The sequence below is a fragment of the Paenibacillus sp. y28 genome (genome assembly GCF_037137075.1).
Lineage (GTDB): Bacteria > Bacillota > Bacilli > Paenibacillales > NBRC-103111 > JBBBNV01.
Window position 1 is genome coordinate 75,388 of record NZ_JBBBNV010000005.1, and the last position, 12,798, is coordinate 88,185.

Here is a 12,798-nt window from a genome sequence, read left to right on the forward strand (position 1 = left end):
ACCGTGCCGGCGCGGTGACGGGAGGCTTCCGTGTTGGGAGGGGCTCGCGGCAGCCAACCGATGCGCCAGCGGATCAACCGATCCCCCAGCGGGGGCAAGCTTTGGACAAACGGTGTATTCGCTGGGCAAACGACATATTGTGAGCATTCCCGGACAGGAGCTACGATAAGAGCGTTCCTTCACAAACCTCAGAGACAGGTGGTCGGATGCCTATGGCCAGGGCGGTTCCCAGCCGGGAGACGAGTGCCCCCAAAACCAAGACAGCCCGGAATCGTTATGTCGAAAATGTCCGAAAGCATCGCGCGCTGTATGTGATGATTTTACCCGGGATCTTATTTTTTATCGTCTTCAAATATGTCCCGCTTGCCGGAAGCATCATTGCCTTCCAGAAGTATCAGATTATGCGGGGCATCATGGACAGCCCTTGGGTGGGGCTGGACAATTTCAAATTTATTTTTACGTACCCCGACTTCTACAATGTGCTGCGCAACACGGCGTTAATCGCGCTGTATCAGCTGGTGTTCGGGTTTCCTGCGCCGGTCATTCTGGCGCTGCTGTTTAATGAGGTACGCCTGATGCTGGTAAAGCGGACGCTCCAGAGCTTCTTTTACCTGCCGCATTTTTTATCGTGGGTCGTGGTCGGCGGCATCGTATTCGAGCTGCTGGCCAATCAGGGCATCGTCAATGTCATTCGCGGGTGGTTTGGCTTCGAGCCGGTGCTGTTTATGCAGCAGGAGCGCTTCTTCCGGTCCATTGTCGTCATCTCCGGCATTTGGAAGGAGGTCGGCTGGGGCACCATCATTTATTTGGCGGCACTGGCCGGTGTGAATCCGCATTTGTACGAGGCGGCCGTTGTCGACGGGGCGGGGCGCTGGAAGCAGACCTTCTACATCACGCTGCCGGCGCTGTTCCCGACGATCCTGACGCTGTTCCTGCTGCGCATTGGCAATTTCCTGGAGCTCGGCTTCGATCAGCTGTACAACCTGCTGACGCCGATGACGTACTCCGTCGGCGATATTATTGAAACCTACGTCTTCCGTGCCGGGGTGCTGCAGGCGCAGTACAGCGTAACGACCGCGATTGGCATATTTCAGTCGGTAATCGGGTTTGCGCTGCTGTGGATTTTCAACCGGTTTGCCAGAAAAATGGAACAGGGGCTGTGGTAATGAAGCAGACATGGGGTGAAAAAGGGTTTGCCTGGGTCAATTACGCGGTGCTGGGAGCGGCGTCCCTGACGATGCTGCTGCCGCTGGTCAACATGCTGGCGCTCTCGTTCAGCTCGCCTTATGCGGCTGATGCCAAGCAGGTGTTTCTGCTGCCGGTCGAATTTACGGCCGCCTCCTGGGCGTACATTTTGCAGAAGCGCGATTTGTGGGCATCGTTTGGCGTGACGGTGTACATTACGGTGATTGGCACGCTGCTCAGTATGCTGTTTACGGTGCTGACCGCTTATCCGCTTGCGCAAAGGGTGTTTCTCATCCGTAAGCAGGTGATGCTGTTTATTGTTATTACGATGATTTTTAATGCGCCGATGATTCCGTTTTTTCTGACGATTCGGGAGCTGGGCATGCTGAACTCACTTTGGTCGCTTATCCTTCCGGGGCTAATCAGCACCTTCAATCTGATTATCATCCGCACATTTTTTATGGGCATTCCCGGAGAGCTGGAGGATTCGGCGCGGATAGACGGCTGCAGCGACTACCGGATTTTGTTTCAAATGTATTTGCCGTTGTCCAAGCCGGTGCTGGCTACAGTCAGTTTGTTTTATGCCGTGGGGTATTGGAATACGTTTCAGCGGGCGGTGCTGTTTATCCGCGATCCCGGGCTGTGGCCGCTGCAGATGAAGCTGCGGGAATATTTGATTAACACAGAGGAGATTCTCCCTGTCAACCAGATGGTAGGGGCCTTCGACTTCAATGCGACGACCCTGAAGGCGGCGACGATTATTTTTGCAACTGTTCCCATCTTGCTGGTATACCCGTATTTGCAAAAATATTTCGTGAAAGGAGCCCTGCTCGGCTCTGTAAAAGGATAGGCGCCGAAAGCCGGTTTAACACGGCAAACGGAGCCAGCCGCAGGGCAGCTTTTTCTGCAACAATTCAGAACAACAGCGACATGCTGAGAAGGAGCGGTTAAATGATGGCGCGGAATATGAAAAAACGGTTTATCCCCCTCGTGGCCGGGCTGCTGGTCATGCTGCTGGCTGGCTGCAGCGGACCGAAGGAGGGAGAAGGCAGCGAGAGCGGAGAAGCGGGCGCCAGCGGACCGGTTACTGTAAGAGTGCTCAAAACTCATTTGGGCAAAGGCACGACGCCGGACGCGAACAATGCGCATGTCAAGTACGTGGCGGAGAAAACCGGAGTTTCCTACAAGCTGGAAACGACGCCACCTGGCGCGGACCCGGCGCAAAATATCAATGTCCTGATAGCCTCTAACGATCTGCCTGACATTATGCGGCCCGTAGGCGGTGTCGAGCAGGCGCTCATTCAGCAGGGCGGGGCGCTGGCGCTCGACGATTTGCTGCCGAAGTATGCCCCGCATGTATGGAGCCGGATACCGAAGGAAGCGTGGGACGTCGTTCGAACCGCCTCGCCGGACGGCAAAATTTACTATGTTCCGAAGGTGTACCTCATCCCGGAGCGGGTGCCGATGATCCGCAAGGACTGGATGGATAAAGTGAACCTGCCGATGCCGGGGACGAAGGAGGAATACATCGCCTTATTGAAGGCATTTAAGGAGCAGGACCCCAACGAGAACGGAAAAGCCGATGAGCTTCCGACGGTAGGCCGCGAGCTCGGGACCTGGATGGATCATACGTTTGCGATGTATGGCGTTGCGATGTGGGAAGGGAAGCCGGAGTGGGACATCTACGAGGGCAAAATCGGGTACGCGGGGACGACGGCCAATATGAAGGCCGCTATCGGCTTCCTGCGGGAGCTGTATGCCAAGAAGCTGCTCGATAACGAGACATTCCTGAACAAGGGCGACGTCTGGCAGGCCAAAATCAACAACAATCTCGTGGGCAACTGGTATCATCTCCCGGCTTCCTTGAAGGATAAGGTGGACGCGATGCGCAAAACAGCGCCCAAGGCTTATATTGCCGGTCTCCCTCTGCCCAAGGTGGATGGCTTTACCGGATTTGTAACCCAGAAAAGCATCGGCGAAGCCGAATGGCTGATTCCGAAATCGGCCGAGAAGCAGGCGCCGCACTCGCTCAGGCTGCTGGATTTCTTTTATGACCCGGCTAATGAAGAGTTTGTGCTGTTCGGGCTGGAAGGGCTGCAGCATGAGGTTGTCGGCGGCAAGAAGAAGCTGCTGCCCCAGACGGACGATAAGCCGCTGGCGCTGGGGATGCTGAACTATACGACGAAGGAATCGATGGATAAGCGGATTGAACAGCTGTATTCCGAAGCGGATGCCCGGATGGTGAAGGATATATTCGCCGTAGGGATGAAGGATGCCCGCAGAATTGCCGGAGACGGCATGCCGAGCTCGGTGTACGAGGGATACCCGGACATTCAGTCGCACAAGCTGTACCAGGAATATTTGACCAAGATTGTAATTGGGGAGTGGCCGATCGACAAGTTCGACGAGTATGTGGACAAATGGAAAAAATCAGGCGGCGACGCCGTAACCAAACGGGTTCAGGACTGGTACGGCAAAGTGCAGGGCAATAATCAGCAAAAATAACAGGACACGGCCATGCCGCGAGGAAAACGCGGGCATGGCCGTCCTTATGAGGGAAGCTGCTTTCAATGAATCAGCAAACGCTGTCTGCATGTCATCATCCGGTTATCCGGTTATCCGGGAATGCTCCGCGACCGGCCTCAAATCTTCCAGCTCGTTGACGGAGACGATGTCCGCACGTTTTTTGTGCGGCTTGCTCCAATACTGCTCGCTGCCCGGCAGATCATCGAACCATGCCGCTGTTTTTGGACAATCCAGCACCATGAATTTGCCGTAATCGCCATCGCGGGACTGGTGGTACTTCAGGTACGCTTTGCCGTCCTCGATGGCGAGAATTTCGATTTTGCCGGACGTATGGCTCATCGAGAGACGAATACGCTTGCCGAGCCCGGAGGTCAGGGCTTTGGCTTCTTCGGTGATGCGGTATGCCTGCTCCAGCGGCAGAACGAAATCGCAATTCCCGGCGACCGGTCGGTTAATGAAGAAGTAGTACGGGGTTACGCCCGCCGTTGACAGCTTATCCAGCAGCTCGCCAAGAACGGCGGGATCATCATTGATGCCCTTCAGAATCGGCGTCTGATTTACGACGACGGCGCCGGCCTGATGCAGCGCCTCGAAGGCGCGCCGGGCTTCGGCGGTAATTTCCCGCGGATGGTTAATATGAGCCATGATGTAGATGCGCTTCTCTGCCGTGGAGAACTCGGAAATCGTCTGAAGCAGCGCTTCATCCTCATAGATGCGCATCGGATTAAATACAGGCAGCTTGGAGCCGAAGCGGATGATGTTAACATGCTCCAATTGGCGCAGCCGCTCCAGAATGGCGCGTATCTTCGGTGTGCCGAGAATGAGGCTGTCGCCGCCGGTCAAGAGCACGTTGCTGATTTCCTTGTGACGGCTAATATAGTCCAGACCCGGCTCCATATCCGGCACGGCCTCCTTCACATCGTTGCGGAACAGGCGCTTGCGGAAGCAGTAGCGGCAGTACGCGCCGCAAACCTCCGAGACGATGAGCAGCGCGGTGGTCCGGTATTTGTGCTGACAGCCGGGCACGACATAGTTTGTATCCTCGTCCGAAGCGTCCCAGCGGCCGTATTCCAGCAGCTCGCCCTTGTTCGGAATAACGAGCTTGCGAATCGGATCGTCCGGGTCGTCCCAGTGAATAAGGTTCAAGTAATAGTCGTTGACGCGGAATACGAATTTGTCCGTAATTTGCATCAGCTGCTTCCGTTCTTCACTCGGAATAGCTGTAATTTTACCAATATCCGTGATGTACTTTGGCTGCGGCATTATGCATTCCTCCTCATGGGTTCATTCGTACGCGTGAGCGCCGTCAGATACGGATGCGGGGTGTGCGGAACCGGCACTTCTCAACCTCCTTTTCTTCAAAAATACAGCGAATGGCAAAGAGCCCCCACACGCAGGGCTATCGCCACCTCTGCCAGCAAGGGCCAAAAAAAGCACAAAAAGACCCTATACGGGTCAATCATTGCAGACTCCTTCAATTGACCCATCTCCTGCTGACGAGGTTAGCTGACGGACTCGGGAAAGATGGTTCCCTACGGTGCCTGGAAGAGCACTCGATTCGCCCCAAAAACATTGGTTCCCCCGCTTTCCGGAGCAAGGCCGGAAATTAAGCGTAGTGTTAGTGTAGCGGAGTGTACCTGAGAAGTCAATGAAATATTTTGAAAATTAAAACATTTGGCTGCGGTCAGCCGGGAAGCGGCGGCGGGCTCTAGGCCGAACGGAGGTAGCGGCTTTATCCCATTCGGGATATAATCGAACTACACAGGCTGAACAAAGGGAATCCCGAGAAACACCGGAACGGCAATAGCGGATAAGCCTTCGTTCAGCTTGCTTCGGAACCCGGCAGAAGACTGGAACAGGAGGAACAGTGAAGGAATGACAGCCATCTTAAACAATGATTGGGCGCCGCTGCTCAATGCGGAGTTCTCCAAGCCTTATTACATCAAGCTGCGTGAGTTTTTGAAAAAAGAGTACGGGAGCGGTCCCATCCACCCGGACATGTATGATATTTATTCCGCTCTTCACTTAACCCCCTATGAGGATGTCAAGGTCGTTATTCTCGGACAAGACCCGTATCATGGCCCGGGCCAGGCGCATGGGCTGAGCTTCTCCGTGAAGCCCGGTGTGGATATTCCGCCCTCGCTGCGCAACATGTACAAGGAGCTGCAGCAGGATCTCGGCTGCACAATACCGAACCATGGCTACCTGGTGCATTGGGCCAAGCAGGGCGTGCTGCTGCTGAATACAGTCCTGACGGTCCGTTCCGGCCAGGCGAATTCGCATAAGGGCAAGGGCTGGGAAATGTTCACCAATGAGATTATTGCGTGCCTGAACCGGCGGGCCAAGCCGATTGTGTTTATTTTATGGGGCAATCATGCGCTGCAGAAGCGGGAGCTCATTGATGCCGGCCGCCATTTTATTATTTCTTCCGTTCACCCGAGCCCGCTGTCGGCCAGCAGAGGCTTTTTCGGCAGCCGCCCGTATTCAAGGGCAAATGCCTATCTGCAGGAAATCGGCAGCGAGCCGATCGACTGGCAAATTCCTGATTTGCCGCAGGTATGATGCTTGGATTGGAAAATGATGGACTTTCCGGAGGCTGTAAAGCCTTGACGGGCACAGCCATGCAATGAATATTGGCCCGGCTCCAGTGAATGACCCGGAACGGCAGTCCTGCAGCGATGAAGCTTCGGGACGGCCGTTTTCCAATTTTATCTCCCGTCCTGAGAGAATACATTGATTTAGCGCATCTGTTTCTGGAAATAATATCGGTTGAACATTCGAGGGAACACGATATAATATGAATAGGTAAACCGCTTTACCTTTGACTTGGCCTGCTGGGTCGGCAAGCTATCTATGAGGAGCAACGATGCGCATGAAAAAAACATGGTATAACCGTCTGCTGCTGTCCTACTTCCCGGTTCTACTCATTACTGTAAGCGTTATCATTTTTATATTTGTGTCCATGATGAGCGAGGTTTCCATCAAGGAAACCGAGAAGGCGAACCGGATTTTTTCCAGCTATGTCATTCATTCGATGGAAACGTCGTTGAAGGGCATTGAACGGATGGTGCTTGATGCGATTGTCAGCGACGAAGCGTTTTACAGCTTTTTTGTCCGGAATCAGCAGTCTGAGTCCGGGCTGATTTACTATGAGATTTCCAAGGAAATCCGCAAGATGATGAATGATAATCCGTTGATTCAATCGATCTACCTGTACCGGGCTGAGGACGGCTTGGTGCTGACGACCAATATGATGGAGAAGCTGGACAATTTCCCTGATAAAGCCTTTGTAGAGCAGTCAGTTCGGCAGCAGCAGATGGGCTGGTCCGCCATCCGGACCTATACCGATTTCAGCCTGCAGCCCGGCGAGGAGGTCATTTCGCTTAGCAAAAAAGCGCTGCTTCCCTTCGGCAATCAGGGACTGATTGTCGTCAATGTCCGGGTGGGAATGCTGCTGCACATTGTAGATGAGATGCTGAACCGGGACATCACCTTTATCGATATTTGGAGCGGCGGAAATCGGGTGTATCCGGTTGAGCTTATAAATTCCGAATCAGGTTCGGAGGAACAGGGGAAAATCATTACCAGGGCCCATTCGGATTATATTGGCTGGGACTTCGTCAGCGGGATGAAATCAAGCAGTATGTTCGGATGGGTTTCGGCCATTTCCCATATTTGGATTCTGATTGGGGCTGGCACGATTTTGTTCGGTATCGTTTATATGCTGTATGTGACACGCCGGAATTATCGGCCGATCGAGATGATTTTGCAGCAAATTCAGCTGCATCAACTCCGCGGGCAGCCCGGGGGAGCGGGGGATGAATTTTCGTTTATCGGAAAAGTGATTGAAAGCCTGACGGATCAGACAACCCTGTATGAGAAGCAGTACAAGGAGGATCTGCTGATCCGGCGCAAGCAGTTTTTCCAGGAGCTGCTGGAAGGCAAGACGCCGCTGTCGCGCTCAGACTGGGAGGCAAGCATGAGCCGCCTTCAGCTGCCCGGCGGATTTACCAGCCTCACTGTTGCTGTGATCGAGCTGGACCGGTACGCTGACTTCAGCGCAGCATACAGCAGCCAGGATCAAGGCTTGTTCAAGTTTGCGCTCGCCAATGTTGTTCAGGAATTCGCCCATATGGAGCGGCTGTCGGCCTGGGCGGAATGGATTGGGGACGCGCGGCTGGCGGTGCTGTTTACGGCAGTGGACGAGAGCGGCACGGAGCGGACGGAGGAGCAGCAGGCCGATTATATTTTGGATAAGCTGCGCACGTGGGTGGCCGTCAATTTGAGATTGACGGTTACTATCGGCATCGGGCGCGAGGTAACGGAGCTGGACGCGATCCGGGATTCGTTCCATGAAGCCGGGCGGGCGCTGGGCTACAAAATGTCGCTCGGCAACAATCAGGTCATCCGTGTGGAGGAAATCGAAGCCGAGGCGCCCGGCGATACGCATAAATATTTCCAGCTGATGGACGCCATGAGCCGGCAATTCCGCATTGCCGACGACACCTGGCCGCTTCAGGTGGATCAGCTGGCGCATTATTTGGAGCAGGATGTGCTGAGCGGGGAGGATATCCGTCAGCTGCTGGAGTACTTCCAGCGGCTGTTCCAGCGCTCGTTGGAGGGGCTGCCCCCGGAAACAGCGGAGAGCTGGAGCCGGGAGGTAAGCCCGCTCATCACCCGGTCGCTGCAGCAGGCGGAAACGCTGGAGGAGCTGCTCCCTACCGTGACGGATGCATTGAAGCAGCTGCATCAGGACTATACCGCTATCCGCGAATCCAAAAATCATCACCAGCTTGTTCATGCCATTCGCAAATATATTGAAGATCATTATGCGAACCCGGATTTGTCGCTGAATTTAATCAGCGAGCAGTTTTCCGTTAGCGCCAAATATTCAAGCCAGCTGTTCAAGGAGGAGATGGGCATGAAATTCGTTGATTTCCTCGTCAGTCTGCGGATGGACCGCGCGAAGCAGCTGCTGCTGGAAACGGAGGCCCCGATTCAGGATATCTCGGAGCAGGTCGGCTACACCCATTCGATCTCCTTCGGACGCACGTTCAAAAAAATCGTCGGCGTTACGCCCGGCGACTACCGGAAATATATGCGGTCCCGGTAGCGGTCATGTATGGAAGAAAAAGAAAGCAGGCATCCTGAACAAGAGCGGGTATCCGGAGGATAGCCCGCTCTTGTTGACCAGACTGGCAGTAGGCGGCTGGAAATGCCGTCAAATCAGGCTGAATCCGGCGTCAACGGATAAAAGTTTGCTGGCGGAAAACAGTTTTCATCGATGTACAAGGGCAGACCGGGAATTCGGTTTAGCCGGATGAATTATGTTGATTGACCCTGCCTGCCGATTACCGGTATAACGGAACTACATCGCGCCGTTCTTCCTTTCGGTGACAGCCAATGATGACGGGCCGATGGAAACACAAGGGTGAAGGAGATGAGCAGTTTGAAAATGAAAGCGTTTAAAAAAAGGGCGGTATCTGCATTAGCGGCTTTGACGGCATTCGGCCTTCTGGCGGGATGCACAGGAAATAGCGAGGGGACAACGGCAGCAGGCGGCAGCACTACCTCTTCGTCCAAAACGCCGATAACCTTAAAGGTAGAAGTGTTCGACCGGGGGAATTCCCCATCCGGCGTGACCGTTTCCAATAACCCGATGACCCAATGGATACAGCAGAGCTTCGGTGATCCGAACAACATGAAATTAGAATTCACCCCGGTGCCGCGCACTCAGGAGGTGGAGAAGCTGAACGTCATGATGGCCAGCGGCGATGCGCCGGATATTGTGTTTACCTATGACGCCAATGTGGTATTCAACTATGTGCAGCAGGGGGGACTTGCGGATTTGGGCAAGCTGATCGACCAGCATGGCCCGAATTTAAAAAGCTATCTCGGCGAGGCGACCCTGAAGTACGGGCAGTTCGATGGCGTACAGTATGCCATCCCGGCCAGACGGGTGTATCTCGGCAAGTATTCCTCCATGATTCGTAAGGATTGGCTGGATAAGCTCGGCCTGCCGGTGCCGCAAACGACCGACGAGGTATACAAGACGCTGAAGGCGTTTAAGGAGAAAAAACCGGGCGGCGATCAAACGATTCCGCTGGGCTTCTTCTTAGGGGCGGCCTCGTATGAGCCGCTGGTGTGGTCCTTCATCAAGAACACGTCGGAGGAAGAGAAATACGGTTCGATGATGATGCTCGGATCGCGGGAGTATCCGGTCCTGATGCCGGGGCATAAGGATGCGTTCCGCTTCTTGAACAAGCTGTACAATGAGGGGCTTGTCAGCCCGGATTTTGCCCTGGATAAGGATAAGAAGAAGATGTGGCAGGACATTATGACCGGCAAGGTCGGCATGTATGCGGAGGATGCGGGCGACAGCTACAAAACGACGCCGGGCGTATACCCGATTCTGGAGAAAAACGTACAGGGCGCCAAGCTGCAGCCGATTGATCCGTACACGAACGAGGAAGGCAAGCACGCCAAGCCGGGCTACCAGCCGGCGGGTATGTTCATCATGGTGCCGAAATTCAGCAAAAATGCCGAAGCGGCGGTCAAATACTTGAACTGGATGGCGCAAAAGGATGTACTGACCCGTCTTGTGTACGGGGAAGAAGGCAAAAACCACAAGCTGGTGGATGGACTGCCGGTGCTGATGGATAACGATGAAACGAAAAACCTGCTGTACAATCCGGGCGACAATGCGATCATTTCCAATGATATCGACTTTGGCAGCGAGGACAAAAACCTGAAGGCCAAATCGCTGGTGCTGCCGGAAAATTACCGGGCGGACGCGATGGTCTCCTACAAGAACGGCCTGACGGATGGAGCCGCGCCGCTGCGCTTCCCGCGCCCGATTCAGGCGGAGGTGAAGAACGGCAAGGCCCTGCTGGATAAATATGAGCAGATGCTGGTCAAATCGATGATGGCGAAGCCGGACAGCTTTGACAAAACGTATGACGACGCTCTGAAGGATTTCATGTCCAGCGGCGGTGACGCGATTCAGAAGGAACGCCAGGAAGCATACAAAAGCATGAAAAAATAAAGATTGCGTATCCCGCGGGCTTCGTTCCACGCGCGGCAGGGCAGTCCGGCGCAGCCGGGCCGCCCCTGCAAGCGGCGGAAGGCGCGTCTTGCGTCAAGCAGGCGAGCCGCGGAGGCCCCGCGTGTATGCGGGAGGGGAGCTTGTGAGCGGATGAAAGGTGCAGAGGCTTACGCAGTAAGGCAAGGGGAGCGTGCGCGAGTGAAAAACACCGGGGTTTATTTCGCACGGTATTGGCAGCTGTATATGATGCTCGTTTTGCCTGTCGTGTATTTCGGTATTTTCAAGTATGGCCCGATGTACGGTGTAACGATTGCCTTCAAGGATTTTAATTTGTTTCAAGGCATTAACGCCAGTCCGTGGATTGGCTTGGACACGTTCCGTGAAATTTTCAAAATGGATGCGTTTTATGAGGCGCTGCGCAATACGTTCATGCTTAATTTTCTCGATCTCGTCGTTTCCTTCCCGGCACCGATTGTGCTGGCCATTATGCTGAATGAGCTGCGTACGGTATGGTTCAAGAAGCTGTCTCAAACGGTATTGTATCTCCCGCATTTCATCTCGTGGGTGCTAATCGGCGGGATTGTGTATCAGGTGTTCGCCACCAATACCGGTATTGTCAACCATTTGCTCGGCAATCTCGGAATCGAACCGATTCCGTTTCTATCGGATAAATATTACTGGCTGATTACGTATTTGGGCACTGGCGTGTGGCACAGCGCGGGCTGGGGCACCATCATTTATTTGGCGGCGCTGACCGGCATTAACAAGGAGCAGTACGAGGCTGCGGATGTGGACGGGGCCAGCCGGCTCAAAAAAATATGGCACATTACCCTGCCGGGTATTCGTTCGACGATCATCGTGCTGCTTGTCTTGAAGCTGGGGGAAATGGTGCAAATCGGCTTTGAGCGCCCGTTTGTTATCGGCAACGTGACAGTTGCGGACTTTTCCCAGGTGCTCAGTACCTTCGTGTATAAAATGGGGATGCAGACCGGCCAATATTCGGTCGCAACGGCGGTCGGATTTTTCCAGGCGGTGGTCGGGCTTGTATTCATTCTGACCTCCAACTATATTGCCAAGAAAACGACGGATGAAGGCATTATTTAAAGTGTGCGAAAAGGAGGGCGCTATTGATGAAGCATTCTGCAGGAGAACGAGCCTTTGATGTCATAAACATGGTGCTGCTGGCCGTGTGTCTTCTTTTATGCCTGGCGCCGTTTCTGCATATCGTATCGATCTCGCTCAGCTCGAACGAGCCGATTATGTCGGGGACGGTTACGATTTTTCCGGTGGACCTGAATTTCGAGGCGTACAGCCGGGTGCTGGCGGACGAAGCGATGCTGAAGTCGCTTGGGCTTACGGTAATGCTGACCGTCATCTTCACAGTGTCCTGCATGACTATGACGATACTGGCCGCATATCCGCTGACCAAGACGGAGCTGAAGGGCCGCAAGCCGATAATGTATCTTATCGTATTTACGATGTTTTTCAGCGGAGGTATTATTCCGGAATATATTCTCATTAAGCAGCTCGGGCTGGTCAATTCGATCGGATCGCTAATTTTGCCGCTGCTCATTAACCCGTTCTACCTCATCATTCTGATTTCGTTCTTCAATTCCATTCCAAAAAGCCTGGAGGAGTCCGCCGAGCTGGACGGCAGCAGCCACTTCGGCACCCTGCTTCGAATTGTTCTGCCGCTGTCGATGCCTGCGGTGGCGACGCTGAGCCTGTTCTATGCGGTGAACCGATGGAACGGCTTTATGGATTCGCTGTTCTACATCAGCAAGCCGGAGCTGTACCCGCTGCAGCTGAAGCTGTATCAGCAAATTATGAACAGTATGGCCTCGGATGTGATGCAGATGGAAGGATCGCAAATCGTGCAGATATTGCCGGAAAGCCTGAAGGCGGCCAGCATCGTGTTTGCGACTGTACCGATTCTGATTGTGTATCCTTGGCTGCAGCGGTATTTCGTCTCCGGAATTATGATTGGCTCGGTAAAGGGATGAAGGGTAACCGCATAACCGCATAACCGGGGAGGCCGCCCC

At 54.1% G+C, this 12,798-nt stretch carries 9 protein-coding genes and 1 riboswitch; of the genes, 8 read left to right on the forward strand and 1 reads right to left on the reverse strand.

Translation table 11 applies throughout. The annotated features are described in order from the left end of the window. The first annotated feature begins 212 nt into the window (after window positions 1–212). The 3 genes from WBG83_RS06735 to WBG83_RS06745 all read left to right on the forward strand — a co-directional run bounded on the left by WBG83_RS06735 (window position 213) and on the right by WBG83_RS06745 (window position 3,690). On the forward strand, window positions 213–1,166 hold the full coding sequence (locus WBG83_RS06735) for an ABC transporter permease (RefSeq protein ID WP_336743808.1): 954 nt from the start codon (window positions 213–215) through the stop codon (window positions 1,164–1,166). Next, a complete protein-coding gene (locus WBG83_RS06740; RefSeq protein WP_336743811.1) occupies window positions 1,166–2,035 on the forward strand; it encodes a carbohydrate ABC transporter permease in 870 nt (289 codons plus the stop codon). The genes WBG83_RS06735 and WBG83_RS06740 overlap by 1 nt, the downstream gene beginning before the upstream one ends. Window positions 2,036–2,139: 104 nt before the next feature. After that, window positions 2,140–3,690 (forward strand): ABC transporter substrate-binding protein, encoded by a 1,551-nt coding sequence (locus WBG83_RS06745; protein WP_336743955.1) that lies wholly within the window; start codon window positions 2,140–2,142, stop codon window positions 3,688–3,690. A gap of 102 nt (window positions 3,691–3,792) precedes the next feature. Here the strand turns inward: WBG83_RS06745 and WBG83_RS06750 are convergent, their stop codons facing one another. Then, entirely contained in the window at window positions 3,793–4,974 is a 1,182-nt protein-coding gene (locus tag WBG83_RS06750; protein WP_336743812.1) for a KamA family radical SAM protein, read from the reverse strand. Between the two features lie 212 nt (window positions 4,975–5,186). Further along, window positions 5,187–5,334, reverse strand: a riboswitch (cyclic di-AMP (ydaO/yuaA leader). A 252-nt stretch (window positions 5,335–5,586) separates the two neighbouring features. Between WBG83_RS06750 and WBG83_RS06755 the strand changes: the two genes are divergently transcribed. From WBG83_RS06755 to WBG83_RS06775, 5 genes are all read left to right on the forward strand, one after another. Beyond that, the gene (locus tag WBG83_RS06755; protein WP_336743813.1) at window positions 5,587–6,273 is read left to right on the forward strand and encodes a uracil-DNA glycosylase; all 687 of its coding nucleotides are present in this window, start codon (window positions 5,587–5,589) and stop codon (window positions 6,271–6,273) included. A 310-nt stretch (window positions 6,274–6,583) separates the two neighbouring features. Then, window positions 6,584–8,824: a helix-turn-helix domain-containing protein gene (locus WBG83_RS06760; protein WP_336743815.1), complete on the forward strand. Its 2,241-nt coding sequence runs from the start codon at window positions 6,584–6,586 to the stop codon at window positions 8,822–8,824. Between the two features lie 342 nt (window positions 8,825–9,166). Further along, entirely contained in the window at window positions 9,167–10,756 is a 1,590-nt protein-coding gene (locus tag WBG83_RS06765; protein WP_336743957.1) for an extracellular solute-binding protein, read from the forward strand. Window positions 10,757–10,906: 150 nt separating this feature from the next. Beyond that, window positions 10,907–11,860, forward strand: a complete 954-nt coding sequence (locus WBG83_RS06770; RefSeq protein ID WP_336743817.1) for an ABC transporter permease — start codon at window positions 10,907–10,909, stop codon at window positions 11,858–11,860. 26 nt (window positions 11,861–11,886) lie between these two features. Next, window positions 11,887–12,759, forward strand: a complete 873-nt coding sequence (locus WBG83_RS06775; protein WP_336743819.1) for a carbohydrate ABC transporter permease — start codon at window positions 11,887–11,889, stop codon at window positions 12,757–12,759. Window positions 12,760–12,798 lie beyond the last annotated feature (39 nt).